This window comes from Pantoea sp. SM3640 (assembly GCF_015654165.1).
GTDB classification, from domain to species: Bacteria; Pseudomonadota; Gammaproteobacteria; order Enterobacterales; family Enterobacteriaceae; genus Pantoea; species Pantoea vagans.
This window is the reverse complement of the sequence record NZ_CP064872.1, coordinates 463689-476821: the sequence shown is the minus strand read 5'-3', so window position 1 is coordinate 476821 and position 13133 is coordinate 463689. Positions and strand designations below refer to the sequence as shown.

Sequence of the window (13133 nt, the reverse complement as noted above, 5' to 3'; positions counted from 1 at the left end):
ATGATCATGAAGCCACTGCGCGCCCTGCTGCTGCTGAGTCCCACCCTGCTCTCTCCGGCCTTCGCCGCTAACTCGGTGATGATCTGGCCTATCGACCCCGCCATTAACCCTGAAGAGAAAGCCAGCGAACTCTGGCTGGAGAATCGCGGTAACAGTACGACCATGATGCAGATCCGGGTTTTCAGCTGGCAGCAGATTAACAGTCAGGAGCAGTATCAGACCCAGCAGCAGGTGGTCGCCAGCCCGCCGATGGTACGAATGGAGCCGGGCCAGAAACAGCTGGTCAGGCTGATTAAACAGACGCCCCCGGCGGCCGGTAAAGAGCTGGCCTATCGGGTGGTGCTGGATGAGATCCCGACGCCGAACAATCCTGGCGAGAATCAGGCCGGGCTGACCTTTCAGATGCGCTATTCGGTGCCGCTGTTTGTGTATGGTACCGGGCTCTCCACCGACAGCGCCCGCCCTGCTCTGCGCTGGCAACAGATCAGCGAGGGCGGCAAGCGCTGGCTTCAGCTGACCAACAGCGGCAACGGCCACGCCCGGCTCAGCAATGTGGCGATTGGCGGTCGCAAACTGGGCGAAGGCTTATACGGCTATGTGCTGGCAGACAGCACGCATCGCTGGCCGCTCACCTCGCCAGTGGGGGGCGAACTTACCGCTGACGTGAACAAAAGCCAGTGGCGCAGCGCTGCTCAGAAGTAAGCGCTGAATGAGACCCTTTTCCCTGCATCCCTGCGCGCTGGCGGTGGCCAGCGTGATTTACACGCTTACGCCGGATCCGGTACTGGCGGAGACTTACTCATCCCTGCCCCCGCCGCCCAGCCTGCAGAGCACCGGCAGCGGTCAGCGTTATATGCTGGAGCTGGTGATTAACCAGCAGGCGAATGGCAACATTGTGGCGGTGGAGCAGCGCAACGGTCATTTCTGGCTGCGCAGCGGCGATCTGCGGCGTGCCGGTCTGCCACCGGCTAAGCTGGGCCAGCAGCCAGAGATTGATGTCAGCAGCCTGCCATCCATCAGCGTGGAGTATGACGCTGCGCGGCAGCGCCTGCTGCTGACCGTGCCGCCTGACTGGCTGCCCGGTCAGGTCATTGGTGAGGCAAAGAACGGACCGCGTTATCCAGGCCGCACCAGCAGCGGTGCGCTGATTAACTACGATCTTTACGCCAGCCGCACCGATAACAGCGGCACCCGCCTTGCCGCCGGACATGAACTGCGGATGTTTGGTGAGACCGGACACGTCTCCACTAACGGTGTCTGGCAGCAACAGCTGGAGGGCAGCAAGACTTATCAGAACGATGGCTACATCCGCTACGACAGCTGGTGGAGCAATGAAGATGAGAACACGGCGGTAAGCTGGCGGGTTGGCGATCTGGTCACCGATTCGCTGGCGTGGAGCAGCAGCGTGCGGCTTGGCGGCATCCGCGTCGGCCGCGACTTCAGCGTCCGTCCCGATCTGGTGACCTATCCGCTGCCCGCTTTTTCCGGCCAGGCAGCTGTTCCCTCCACCGTTGATCTCTTTATCAACGGCTATCGTTCCAGCCAGGAAAATGTGCAGCCAGGCCCCTGGTCGATGACCAATGTGCCGTTTGTTAACGGCGCGGGTGACGCGGTGATCACCACCACCGATGCGGTGGGCCGTCGCGTCACTACCACCATGCCGTTTTACGTCTCCAGTAATCTGCTGAAGTCGGGCCTGTCGGATTATGCCTTTTCCGCTGGCGCGATCCGCGAGAACTACGGCATAAAAAACTTCGATTATGGGCAGGCCGCCGCCAGCGGTTCTTACCGATATGGCATGACCGACTGGCTGACGCTGGAGAGTCACGCTGAAGGCAGCGAAAGCCTGGCGATGGGCGGGCTGGGCGGTCAGCTGCGCGTCGGCAGCTGGGGCGTGGTCAACGGCGCGGTAGCGCAGAGTCAGCTTGAGGGCGAGAGCGGCAGGCAATACAGCTGGGGTTATCAGTACAACAATAGCTGGTTCAACATCGGCACGCAGCAGACCCAGCGCAGCAGCGACTTCGGCAATCTGGCGCTGGTCGGCAGCCGAGCCGGAAGCCAGGCGGATAGCCGTTACGCGCTGTCGCGCCGGAGTGCGCAGTACAGCGCCAGCGTCTCGCTGAACCAGTTTGGCAGCGTCGGTGCCGCTTTCATCGATATCACCGACGGCCAGGGCGACCGCACCCGCCTGTGGAACCTCTCATGGAGTAAAAACCTGTGGGGTAACAGCAGCCTCTATGTCTCTGCCAGCCGCGATCAGCAGGAGAAGAGCTGGACCGGTGCCCTCTCGCTGGTGATCCCGTTTGGTGAACAGGGTAGCGCGGCCATCAGCACCGAACGCGATCAGCGCGGTCGCGACAGCCAGCGTATCTACGCCTCCAGCGCCATGCCCAGCGACGGCGGGTTCGCCTGGGATGCCTCATGGGCGAATCAGAGCGGTGACAGCGGCGATTATCGTCAGGGCAGTCTGCGCTATCGCAATAACCAGATTGATACCTCCGGCGGTTTTTATGGCGATGATGACAACCTCACGCAATGGGCCGATCTCTCCGGTGCGCTGGTATTAATGGATAACAGCGTCTTTGCCGCTAACGCCATCAACGACGCCTTTGTGCTGGTGAAAACAAGCTATCCCGACGTGAACGTGCGCTACGAAAATCAGTCGATGGGACGCACCAATCAACAGGGCTATCTGCTGGTGCCCGCCATCAGCAGCTACTATCCGGCCAAATATGATATCGACACCCTCGACCTGCCCGCCGATATGACCACGCCGCAGGTTGAGCAGCGCTTCGCGGTAAAACGTCAGAGCGGCTACCTGCTCAACTTCCCGGTGGAGAAACTGCGCGCCGCCAGCGTGATCCTGGTCGATGCGCAGGGCCAGCCGCTGCCGGTCTCAAGCCTGGTGCAGCGTCCTGACCATCCCACCGGATATGTCGGCTGGGATGGCATCGTCTGGATGGAAGATCTTACCGCCAGCAATCCGATCGAGGTAGTGACGCCAGATGGTCGACGCTGCGAAACCGAATTGCATATCGCCAGCGGTCAGCCGCAGGCGCTGAAAACCTATGGCCCTCTGACCTGCGCGCTGCCGGCTCCTGTTGCAGGCAGCGCCGCCGCGCCTGCTGAACCTTTTACGTCCGGAAATCCACTATGATGAGATCGCTGTTACTGGCTGGCCTGTTGCTGCTACTGCCGTCACTGAGCTACGCCGCCTGTACCCTGCCCGCCTCCACGGCAAGCTTTGGTTCGGTCACCACCTTTGTGGCGAATACCACCGTCAGCTCGGTCACCACCAACGCCAACGTCAACTGTGGCTCCGGCTCGTCGCTGTCGCTGCTCGGCAATAACCAGATAACCTTTCAGCTGACCGGCGCAACCACTGTCAGCGGTACGCGCGGTATCCTCAAGCGTAGCGGTGACACCGGCAGCGATAATGTGCCGGTGCAACTCTGCACCGATAGTGCCTGCGCCACCGAACTGACCATCGGTGGCACGCCCTTTGTCTATGGCTCACAAACGCTGATTAACCTGGCGGGATTGCTGGGCAGCCTTAACTTCGCCATTCCGGTCTATCTGCGCACCGTTCCCGGTCAGGTGGTTGCCGCCGGAACCTATCAGGTGACGCTGAACATGGCGGTGACTTATCGCATCTGCACCAGCGTCGGCGTGGGCAACCTTTGCTTAAGTGAGCAGACCGGCAGCGGCGTAATCCCGATTAACATCACCGCTATCCTGACCAATGACTGCACGACGATTACCTCGCCCAATATCAGCTTTGGCAGCGCGCCGCTGGTGGGCAGCTTTTCCGCCGTCTCGCAGACCATCAATGTATTGTGCAGTAAAGGCAGCACCTATACCGTCGGACTGAGCAATGGCAGCTATGCGGTGAGCAGCGTCAGGAATATGGCGAGCGGGACGAATCGGCTGAGCTATGAGATTTATAAGAGTACCACCAGCAATCGCTGGGGCCCGGCAGGTACGGAACGCTGGAGCAGTACCACCTCGACGGCGGTATCTACGGATGGACTGACGCGCGGCTTTAACTACACCGCGCGCATCCTGACCACGCAGAACACGCCGCCTGCCGGTAACTACAGCGACAGCGTGGTGGTCGATTTGTCTTTTTAAAGGGAAGCGCTGGCCGGCGTCGCGCTGTGGCGCAACTGATACTGTTTCACCATCCGGCCAATCAACAGTGTACCGATCAGCCCGCAGACGGCAGCAAAGGTCAGCCAGACGCCCGGCATCGCCTTATCACCGGTGGCGTGGATCAGATAGCTGGAGATGGCAGGCGTGAAGCCGCCAAACAGCGCCGTCGCCAGACTGTAGGCCATAGAGAAACCGGCGGCGCGCACCTCAGCAGGCATAATCTCCGCCAGATACACCACCATTGCCCCGTTGTAACTGGCATAAAGAAACGACAGCCACAGTTCCGCTTCCAGCAGATGAGCAAAGCTGGCCGATCCCACCAGCCAGTGCAACACCGGCCAGGTGGTCACAATCATCAGCAGGGTAAAAATGATCAGCAGCGGACGGCGACCGACGCGGTCCGACAGCGCGCCCATCAGCGGCAGCCAGAACAGGTTTGAGACACCCACGCAGAGGGTGACCAGAAACGCCTGCTTATCGCTCATCATCAGCACGGTTTTACCAAAGGTCGGGGTAAAGGCAGTGATCATGTAGAACATCACCGTAGTGGTGACCACCATCAGCATACCCGCCAGCACCAGTGCCCAGTTGCTGGCAACTGACCGCATAATTTCCGTCATGCTCGGATGATGTTTACGTTTGCTGAACGCTTCGGTCTCTTCCAGCATCCGGCGAATGTAGAACAGGAACGGCACAATCAGGCAGCCGACCACAAACGGGATACGCCAGCCCCACTCCGTCACCGCCTCTTTCGCCAGCAGATGATTGAGCATCAGGCCCAGCAGGGCGGCAAAAATCACCGCAATCTGCTGACTGCCTGATTGCCAGCTGACGAAAAAGCCTTTGCGACCTTTCGGCGCGACTTCCGCCAGATAGACCGATACGCCACCCAGCTCAACCCCTGCCGAGAAGCCCTGCAACAGGCGTCCCAGCAGAATCAGAATCGGTGCCGCCGCGCCCAGCGTGGCGTAGCCTGGCACCAGCGCAATGGTCAGGGTACCTATCGCCATTAAGCCCAGCGTCAGTAATAAGCCTTTACGACGACCATGATGGTCGATGTAGGCACCCAGAATGATCGCCCCCAGCGGGCGCATCAGGAAGCCGGCACCAAAGGTCATCAGGGTGAGCATCAGGGAAGCAAACGGGTCATCACCGGGAAAGAAGGTTTTGGCGATGGCGGTGGCGTAATAGCCAAACACCATAAAATCGTACATCTCCAGAAAGTTACCACTGGTGACGTTAAAGATGGTTCGGGCAGCACTTTTCGGCGGCTTTTGTAAAGACGGGGTGTGACTCATAACGGCTTCCTGTTGTTTTTTAGCCGTTTTAGCCTGCCTGAGGCGAGATTAATGTGACCTGGCTCACCATTGCACTTTACAATTCTGTGTACATAAGTAACAACCAATTAACAATTCAGATCAGCCAGCATAAGTGAGCCGCCAGGCGGCTGATCTGCCTGATTTTATCTGGCTGAAGAGTCGCCATAAAAAAAGGCGACCTTAACAGTCGCCTTTTCATGTTGCCGGATAACCCGCTATTTCTTCACGGTTTCCATGCCCATCAGGCCGATTTTCAGGTAGCCCGCCGTGCGCAGCTTATCCATGACGCTCATCAGCGTTTCATAATCTACCGACTTGTCAGCCTGGAAGAAAATGGTGGTCTCTTTGTTGCCCTGCGTCTGGCTGGTCAGCACGTTAACCAGCGAGTCCGGGGTTACCTGATCGTTACCCACGTAAAGCTGTTTATCTGCTTTAATCGACAGATAGACCGGCTTTTCCGGACGCGGTTGCGGCGCGCTGGTGGAAGCAGGCAGATTAACGCGCACATCGACCGTAGCCAGTGGCGCGGCCACCATAAAGATGATCAGCAGCACCAGCATGACGTCGATAAACGGCGTCACGTTGATCTCATGCATTTCACCATCGGTTTCCAGATCGTCGTTTAATCGCATGGCCATAACAACTTACCCTAAGCGCAGTTTCTGGGCGGTCGCAGGACGCGGAACCTCTGTGGCGACGGTGCCCAGATCGATATCACGACTCTGCAGCAGCATCACCTGCGCGGCGACATCACCCAGCGAGGCTTTGTAGTTGGCAATCATGCGGGCAAAAACGTTATAGATGACGACGGCCGGGATCGCAGCAACCAGACCAATCGCGGTCGCCAGCAGCGCTTCGGCAATACCCGGTGCCACCACCGCAAGGTTGGTGGTCTGGGTTTTCGCGATGCCGATAAAGCTGTTCATGATGCCCCAGACGGTGCCGAACAGGCCGATAAACGGAGCGACAGACCCGATGGTCGCCAGGAAACCGTTGCCACGACCCGCATGACGGCTGAAGGCGGCTACGCGGCGCTCAAGGCGGAAACTGGTGCGATCTTTAATGCCGTTGGTATCTTCCACGCCAGCCGACAGTTCAAGTTCATTCTGCGCATCGTTCAACAGCACCACAGAGTGGCTGTGCCCGGTAAAGGCTTTGGCAATGCGGGCGGCGTCATTCAGATTGCGGGCTTCGCCCAGTGCCAGTTGCTCACGCTTCAGGCGACGCTTAGCCGCGCTGAGTTCGGCATATTTGCCGAAGAAGATCGCCCAGGTCACCACTGAGGCCAATAACAGGCCAATCATGACCACCTTTACCACGATATCGGCATGTTGATACATGCCCCAAACGGAGAGGTCCGTTTGCATCAAATCACTGGCTACCACGCTGCTTCTCCAACTTCTGATTCAGGGATGCGAAACAAGCGCAAATAATAGCAAAATGGCGGCGAATTGATAGTCGTTCTCATTACTATTTACAAAGCTGATCCGCCCTATTGACCTGATGTTGAGCAGGTTCAGGCACGGTTTATGAGGATGTTTCTAAAATGTGAAGCCGCATGAAAATTTATTAAAACAACGTTTCAAAATGTGATGGAATTCATTCAATCAGCATTGCTGCATTTTACTCAGACACGTTTTCACTATGCTGGCTCCTTACGGCCCTCTGCGGTTAGCCCTGACCGCAGGCCGTCTTACCTCTGCGGGAGACAATATAATGAGAATGATGAAAACATGCGTGGCCAGTGCCCTGGCAGCGATGATAGCGAGTGCCACCGCCACGGCACAGGTGATTAAAGTGGCTGAAGTGCAGCCTGCCGGTTATCCCACCGTGGTCGCTCTGCAACACATGGGCGACAAACTGAAACAGGCCACCGATGGACGGCTGGAGATGAAGCTCTACGCCGGTGGCGTGCTGGGTGATGAAGATCAGACGCTGCAACAGGTGCAGCTGGGGGCTATCGATATGATCCGCGTCTCGCTGGCCCCGGTCACCTCGATTGCCCCGGAAACCAGCGTGCTGACCCTGCCCTACATTTTCCGCGACGTTGACCACATGCACAACGTGCTGGATGGCGATATAGGCCGCGAGATTGCCGACAAATTCGATAACGATCCCAACGCCCGCATGGTGTTCCTGGGCTGGACCGATGCCGGTGAGCGCAACATGATCACCAAGAAGCCACTGGTGAAGCCGGACGATCTCAGGGGCATGAAAATCCGGGTGCAGAACAGCGCCATCTCGCTGGCAACCCTGAAAGCGATGGGCGCCAATCCGGTGGCGATGGGCGTCAGTGAAGTGTTCAGTGCGATGCAGACCGGCGTGGTTGATGGCACCGAAAACAACCCACCAACCTTTGTCGCCCATAACTATATGCCGGTCGCGAAGTATTACACCCTCAGCGGCCACTTTATCCAGCCAGAGATGATCCTGTTTTCAAAACGCGCCTGGGATCGCCTTAAGCCTGAGGATCAGGCGCTGCTGAAAAAGCTTGGCAAAGAGGCACAGGATGAGGAGCGCCAGCTCTGGGCGACCTATACCGAAGCGTCGATCGCCAAAATGAAGGCGGGCGGCGTCACCTTCCAGCAGACCGACCGCGACTATTTCGTCAAAGCGACTCAGCCAGTACGCGATCAGTTTGGCGGCAAATATCAGGATCTGATGACCCGGATCGCTGAGGTGAAATAACCCTTTCCGCGCCGCGCTGCCGTGTGGCGTATTTAATCAGGTATCAATTATGTCTGCTTATACGCGTCTGATGGATGGGCTTTATCTGCTCTGCATGCTGGTGGCCGCCGTGGCGCTGTTGATCATGGTGACGGTAATCCCGATTGGGATCTTCGCCCGTTACGTGATGAACGGCGCGCTCTCCTGGCCGGAGCCGGTTGCCATTATCTGCATGATTATTTTTACCTTTATTGGCGCACCGGTGGGTCTGCGCGCCGGAACCCATATCTGCGTGTCGATGGTCACTGACCGCCTGTCGCCTGCCCGGCAGCGCCTGATGCTGCGCGTCAGCGATCTGCTGATGATCGTCACCTGTCTGGTGATCTTCCAGGCCAGTTACAGCCTGTGCGAAGCGATGTGGGTGCAGACCCTCGCCTCACTCCCGGCAGTGACCTACGGCGAGATGTATCTGCCGATCCCGATTGGTGCAATTTTCACCCTGCTGTTTGTTATTGAGCGTCTGCTGAGCGGCGATCAGAGCCAGCGGCCGATTGTCACGCTGGGCGGCACCCACTAACGCGGAGCAGAAAAATGGATGCATTGATCTTGATAGGCAGTTTGCTGGTGTTGCTGATGGTGGGTTTTCCGGTCGCTTTTGCGGTGGGACTGAGCGCCTTTATCGGAGCCTGGTGGATCGATCTGCCGCTGGAAGCGGTGGTGATTCAGGTGACCAACGGAATTAACAAATTTTCGCTGCTGACCATTCCGTTCTTTATCCTCGCTGGCGCGATTATGGCAGAGGGCGGCATTGCCCGTCGCCTGGTCAACTTCGCCTATATCTTTGTCGGTTTTATTCGCGGCGGGCTGTCGCTGGTTAATATCGTCGCTTCAACCTTTTTTGGCGCTATCTCCGGATCGTCGGTAGCCGATACCGCCTCGATTGGTTCGGTGATGATTCCGCAGATGGAGGAGAAAGGCTATCCGCGTGACTTTGCGGCTGCCGTAACCGCCAGCGGCTCCGTTCAGGCGGTGCTGACGCCTCCCAGCCACAACTCGGTGATTTACTCGCTGGCGACCGGCGGCATGGTGACTATCTCCTCGCTGTTTGTCGCCGGGATTTTTCCTGGCCTGCTGCTGGGGGCCTGCCTGATGGTGATGTGTCTGGGCTTTGCCCGTAAACGCGGCTACCCCAAAGGCGAGCGTATTCCGTTTCGTCAGGCGCTGAAGATTTTCTTCGACGCGTTCTGGGGGCTGTTTACCGTCGTGATCATCATGGGGGGGATCCTCTCCGGCATCTTTACCGCCTCGGAGTCCGCTGCGATTGCCTGTATCTGGGCGTTCTTCGTCACCATGTTTATCTATCGCGACTTTAAATGGAGTCAGCTGCATATCCTGCTGTTCCGCACCATTAAAACCGTCACCATCGTGATGGTGCTGATCGCTTTCGCGGCCGGGTTTGGCGCGGTAATGACCTTTATGCAGCTGCCAACCATTATTACCGAAGCGTTCACCAGCCTCTCCGATAACAAATATGTGATCCTGATGTGTATCAACATCCTGCTGCTGGTGGTGGGCACGCTGATGGATATGGCGCCGCTGATTCTGATCCTGACGCCGGTGCTGCTGCCGGTAGCCACCGCGCTGGGGGTCGATCCGGTTCACTTTGGCATGATCATGCTGACGAACCTGGGCATCGGGCTGATTACGCCGCCGGTCGGCACCGTGCTGTTTGTGGCCAGCGCGGTGAGTAAGCAGAAGATTGAGCAGGTCGTCGGGGCGATGCTGCCGTTCTACGGCATGCTGTTCCTGGTGCTGATGCTGATTACCTATATTCCCGCTATTTCACTCTGGTTGCCGCGCCTGATGGGCGTGATGTAAGGCAATGAAAACCGGCTCGCTTGCGGGCCGGTTTTTTTCCTGCGACGCACTCTGATAATCACCATTGAGTCTCAACCCTGCTGGCCGTTTCGTGATAACGTGAGGGCTTAGTCTGAAGCGGTAAAGGCGACTCATGACCACCAGAAAAATTGATACCATGCTCGTCAGTGCAGGACGCAGCAAGCGTTATACCCAGGGCTCGGTGAACAGCGTCATTCAGCGCGCCTCTTCGCTGGTTTTTGATACGGTTGCGGACAAGAAACGCGCCACCGCCGGTCGGGCAAAAGGCGAACTCTTTTATGGCCGTCGCGGCACCCTGACGCACTTTGCGCTACAGGATGCGATGACCGAGCTGGAAGGCGGTGCGGGCTGTGTGCTCTATCCCTGCGGCGCGGCTGCCGTGGCAAACGCGATTCTGGCGTTTGTCGAGGCGGGCGACCACGTACTGATGAGCGGTGCGGTCTATGAACCGACGCAGGACTTCTGTACTAAAATTCTCGCTAAGCTGCAGGTTTCCACGGGCTGGTTCGATCACTGCATCGGCAGTGAAATCGGTGAGCTGGTGCAACCCAACACCCGTGTTGTCTTCCTGGAGTCGCCCGCTTCAATCACGATGGAAGTTCAGGATATTCCGGCGATTGTGGCAGCGGTACGCGCTAAAGCGCCCGAGGCGATCATCATGATCGACAACACCTGGGCGGCCGGTATTCTGTTTAACGCGCTGGCGTACGGCATCGACATTTCGATTCAGGCTGGCACCAAATATCTGATTGGTCACAGCGATGCGATGATCGGCACGGCGGTCGCCAATGCACGCTGTATCGACCAGCTGCGTGAGAACTCTTATCTGATGGGCCAGATGGTGGATGCCGATACCGCCTACATGGCGAGCCGCGGTCTGCGTACACTGGGCACCCGTCTGCGTCAGCATGAAGAGAGCGCAATTCAGGTGGCAGAGTGGCTGGCAGCACGCCCGGAAGTGGCACGGGTGAATCATCCGGCGCTGGCGCAAAGCAAAGGTCATGCATTCTGGCAGCGCGATTTTAACGGCAGCAGCGGCCTGTTCTCGTTCATCCTGCAGGAAAAATTAGACGCGCCCCAACTGGCGGAATATCTCGATCACTTCCATCATTTCAGCATGGCTTACTCCTGGGGCGGCTATGAATCGCTGATCCTGGCGAATCAGCCGGAAGAGCTGGCTGAGATTCGACCGGCGGGCGGTGTGGATTTCACCGGCACGCTGGTGCGGCTGCACATTGGTCTGGAGCACGTTGATGATTTGCTGGCTGACCTGGAAGCCGGTTTTGCGCGCCTGATGCGCTAAGTCAGATAAACAGAAAGTAAACAGAAGATAAACCACGTAGCGGCGGCCCGGAGAGTTTGCCGGGCACCGGCTCATTTGTTGTTAAAATTTATCCCGCATCGTTCAGCTTACCGGTGAGATTGCCGTGCTGCCTGAACGCAGACGGATTGTTCCTTGTGACGTGATGGAATCGCTAATGGGTGTTTTACACGAGATTGTCCAGGCGCTCTGGCATCAGGATTTTGCCGCGCTGGCAAATCCGGATGTAGTGTGGGTGGTGTACGGCGTGATGTTTCTGACGCTGTTTCTGGAAAATGGTCTGTTGCCCGCCTCTTTCCTGCCGGGCGACAGCCTGCTGCTGCTGGCCGGAGCGATGGTGGCTAAAGGCGTGATGGATTTTGTGCCGACGATGGTGATCCTCACGACCGCCGCCAGCCTCGGCTGCTGGCTGAGCTATCTGCAGGGCCGCTGGCTGGGGAATACCCGACTGGTGAAAAGCTGGCTGATGCATCTGCCGGCACAGTATCACCAGCGCGCCTGGAATATGTTTAACCGTCACGGGCTGATGGCGCTGCTGGTCGGCCGTTTTCTTGCCTTTATCCGCACTATCCTGCCGACCATGGCGGGCATTGCAGGCCTGCAGAATGGCCGCTTTCAGCTGTTTAACTGGCTCAGCGGCGTGCTGTGGGTCGGCATTGTGGTTGCCTTTGGTTATGGCATCAGCCAGGTACCGTTTATCAAGCGTCATGAAGATCAGGTAATGGCGATTCTGATGATACTGCCGATGGTGCTGCTGGTGCTCGGCCTGTCCGGCAGCATTGTGGTGATCTGGAAAAAGCGTCGCCAGAAACGCGCCTGACGCGCGTCTGGCTTTCGGATCCGCCGCCACTCAGGCGGACGGATCCGCTACCGTCTGCCTGACACGACTCACCTCTTCCCCCGGCGTCACGCCGAAATAGCGTTTAAACTCCCGCGAAAATTGCGAAGGGCTTTCATAGCCCACCCGCACCGCCGCCGCACTCGCCTTGAGTCCATCGTGCAGCATCAGCAGTCGCGCCTGATGCAGGCGATAGCGCTTGAGATACTGTAACGGCGAGGTCTGCGTCACCGCTTTGAAGTTATGGTGAAAGGCTGAGACGCTCATGTTCACTTCCGCGGCCAGCGCATCGACGCTGAGGTTTTCCGCATAGTGATTCTCAATCCGTCGCAGGGCGCGCGCGATGAGGCTGAACTGCGTCTGTCGGCTCACCAGCGAAAGCAGCGCGCCGCCAATCGGGCCGGTCAGCACATAGTAGATAATTTCCCGCACGATATGCGGCCCCAGCACGCGCGCATCGCGCGGCTGGGTCATCACATCCAGCAGTCGCTCCGCGGCGCACAGCATCGGTTCCGTCAGCCAGGCCGAGTGAATACCCGAAGTCTGCGGCTGCGGCTGAAACTGATCGTCGTCGCCAATTTCAATCAGCAGATCCTGCAGGCTGGCGGTATCAACCCTGAGACACAGCCCGGCAATCGGGATCTCCGGCGAGGCCCAGGTTTCGCACTCCACCGGCAGCGGCACGGTCAGCATCAGGTATTTGCTGGCGTCATACTGAAACACGGTGCTGCCGAGATAGCCGGTTTTGCTGCCCTGAAACAGGATGACAATGCCGGGCTGATACATCATCGGCGTACGGGGACGATATTGATTAGCATAAATCAGCGACACATTTTCGACCGGGCAAAGACGGTCGCGACCATGGGTCATTAAGGTGACTACCTGCTGTGCCAGCCGGTGACACAGTGCATCGTGCGCCATAGCGACTCCTTTACGG

At 58.0% G+C, this 13133-nt stretch carries 12 protein-coding genes; 8 read left to right on the top strand and 4 right to left on the bottom strand.

Annotation, left to right across the window (positions count from 1 at the left end):
* Positions 1 to 6: 6 nt before the first annotated feature.
* The 3 genes from IV493_RS02330 to IV493_RS02320 are packed head-to-tail and all read left to right on the top strand — an operon-like array spanning position 7 to position 4131.
* Positions 7 to 702 carry a molecular chaperone gene (locus IV493_RS02330; RefSeq protein ID WP_147789801.1) on the top strand — a complete coding sequence of 232 codons (696 nt, stop codon included), beginning with the start codon at positions 7 to 9 and terminating at the stop codon, positions 700 to 702.
* A gap of 7 nt (positions 703 to 709) precedes the next feature.
* Complete coding sequence (locus IV493_RS02325) at positions 710 to 3157, top strand: fimbria/pilus outer membrane usher protein (protein WP_195857675.1); 2448 nt, start codon at positions 710 to 712, stop codon at positions 3155 to 3157.
* A complete protein-coding gene (locus IV493_RS02320; protein ID WP_195857674.1) occupies positions 3154 to 4131 on the top strand; it encodes a spore coat U domain-containing protein in 978 nt (325 codons plus the stop codon). The genes IV493_RS02325 and IV493_RS02320 overlap by 4 nt, the downstream gene beginning before the upstream one ends.
* Here the strand turns inward: IV493_RS02320 and IV493_RS02315 are convergent.
* The 3 genes from IV493_RS02315 to exbB all read right to left on the bottom strand — a co-directional run bounded on the left by IV493_RS02315 (position 4128) and on the right by exbB (position 6838).
* The gene (locus IV493_RS02315) at positions 4128 to 5450 is read right to left on the bottom strand and encodes an MFS transporter (protein WP_013359035.1); all 1323 of its coding nucleotides are present in this window, start codon (positions 5448 to 5450) and stop codon (positions 4128 to 4130) included. The two genes, IV493_RS02320 and IV493_RS02315, sit on opposite strands and share 4 nt — an antisense overlap.
* 236 nt (positions 5451 to 5686) lie before the next feature.
* Positions 5687 to 6109, bottom strand: a complete 423-nt coding sequence (gene exbD / locus IV493_RS02310) for a TonB system transport protein ExbD (RefSeq protein WP_013359036.1) — start codon at positions 6107 to 6109, stop codon at positions 5687 to 5689.
* A gap of 6 nt (positions 6110 to 6115) precedes the next feature.
* The gene (gene exbB / locus IV493_RS02305) at positions 6116 to 6838 is read right to left on the bottom strand and encodes a tol-pal system-associated acyl-CoA thioesterase (protein ID WP_013359037.1); all 723 of its coding nucleotides are present in this window, start codon (positions 6836 to 6838) and stop codon (positions 6116 to 6118) included.
* A 349-nt stretch (positions 6839 to 7187) separates the two neighbouring features.
* Between exbB and IV493_RS02300 the strand changes: the two genes are divergently transcribed.
* From IV493_RS02300 to IV493_RS02280, 5 genes are all read left to right on the top strand, one after another.
* Positions 7188 to 8159, top strand: coding sequence for a TRAP transporter substrate-binding protein (locus tag IV493_RS02300; RefSeq protein WP_013359038.1), 972 nt, complete (start codon positions 7188 to 7190; stop codon positions 8157 to 8159).
* Between the two features lie 49 nt (positions 8160 to 8208).
* Complete coding sequence (locus IV493_RS02295) at positions 8209 to 8715, top strand: TRAP transporter small permease (RefSeq protein WP_013359039.1); 507 nt, start codon at positions 8209 to 8211, stop codon at positions 8713 to 8715.
* Between the two features lie 14 nt (positions 8716 to 8729).
* Positions 8730 to 10016 (top strand): TRAP transporter large permease, encoded by a 1287-nt coding sequence (locus IV493_RS02290; RefSeq protein ID WP_061063367.1) that lies wholly within the window; start codon positions 8730 to 8732, stop codon positions 10014 to 10016.
* 133 nt (positions 10017 to 10149) lie between these two features.
* On the top strand, positions 10150 to 11340 hold the full coding sequence (gene metC / locus IV493_RS02285) for a cystathionine beta-lyase (protein ID WP_195857673.1): 1191 nt from the start codon (positions 10150 to 10152) through the stop codon (positions 11338 to 11340).
* Between the two features lie 175 nt (positions 11341 to 11515).
* Positions 11516 to 12178, top strand: a complete 663-nt coding sequence (locus tag IV493_RS02280) for a DedA family protein (RefSeq protein ID WP_033733897.1) — start codon at positions 11516 to 11518, stop codon at positions 12176 to 12178.
* A gap of 30 nt (positions 12179 to 12208) precedes the next feature.
* Here the strand turns inward: IV493_RS02280 and IV493_RS02275 are convergent, their stop codons facing one another.
* Positions 12209 to 13117: an AraC family transcriptional regulator gene (locus IV493_RS02275; protein ID WP_013359043.1), complete on the bottom strand. Its 909-nt coding sequence runs from the start codon at positions 13115 to 13117 to the stop codon at positions 12209 to 12211.
* Between the last annotated feature and the right edge of the window lie 16 nt (positions 13118 to 13133).

Bases quoted from the DNA above. Each gene is read 5' to 3' on its own strand.
- IV493_RS02330 (WP_147789801.1), top strand. From the start codon at position 7: ATGAAGCCACTGCGCGCCCTGCTGCTGCTGAGTCCCACCCTGCTCTCT.
- IV493_RS02325 (WP_195857675.1), top strand. From the start codon at position 710: ATGAGACCCTTTTCCCTGCATCCCTGCGCGCTGGCGGTGGCCAGCGTG.
- IV493_RS02320 (WP_195857674.1), top strand. From the start codon at position 3,154: ATGATGAGATCGCTGTTACTGGCTGGCCTGTTGCTGCTACTGCCGTCA.
- IV493_RS02315 (WP_013359035.1), bottom strand. From the start codon at position 5,450: ATGAGTCACACCCCGTCTTTACAAAAGCCGCCGAAAAGTGCTGCCCGA.
- exbD (WP_013359036.1), bottom strand. From the start codon at position 6,109: ATGGCCATGCGATTAAACGACGATCTGGAAACCGATGGTGAAATGCAT.
- exbB (WP_013359037.1), bottom strand. From the start codon at position 6,838: ATGCAAACGGACCTCTCCGTTTGGGGCATGTATCAACATGCCGATATC.
- IV493_RS02300 (WP_013359038.1), top strand. From the start codon at position 7,188: ATGAGAATGATGAAAACATGCGTGGCCAGTGCCCTGGCAGCGATGATA.
- IV493_RS02295 (WP_013359039.1), top strand. From the start codon at position 8,209: ATGTCTGCTTATACGCGTCTGATGGATGGGCTTTATCTGCTCTGCATG.
- IV493_RS02290 (WP_061063367.1), top strand. From the start codon at position 8,730: ATGGATGCATTGATCTTGATAGGCAGTTTGCTGGTGTTGCTGATGGTG.
- metC (WP_195857673.1), top strand. From the start codon at position 10,150: ATGACCACCAGAAAAATTGATACCATGCTCGTCAGTGCAGGACGCAGC.
- IV493_RS02280 (WP_033733897.1), top strand. From the start codon at position 11,516: ATGGGTGTTTTACACGAGATTGTCCAGGCGCTCTGGCATCAGGATTTT.
- IV493_RS02275 (WP_013359043.1), bottom strand. From the start codon at position 13,117: ATGGCGCACGATGCACTGTGTCACCGGCTGGCACAGCAGGTAGTCACC.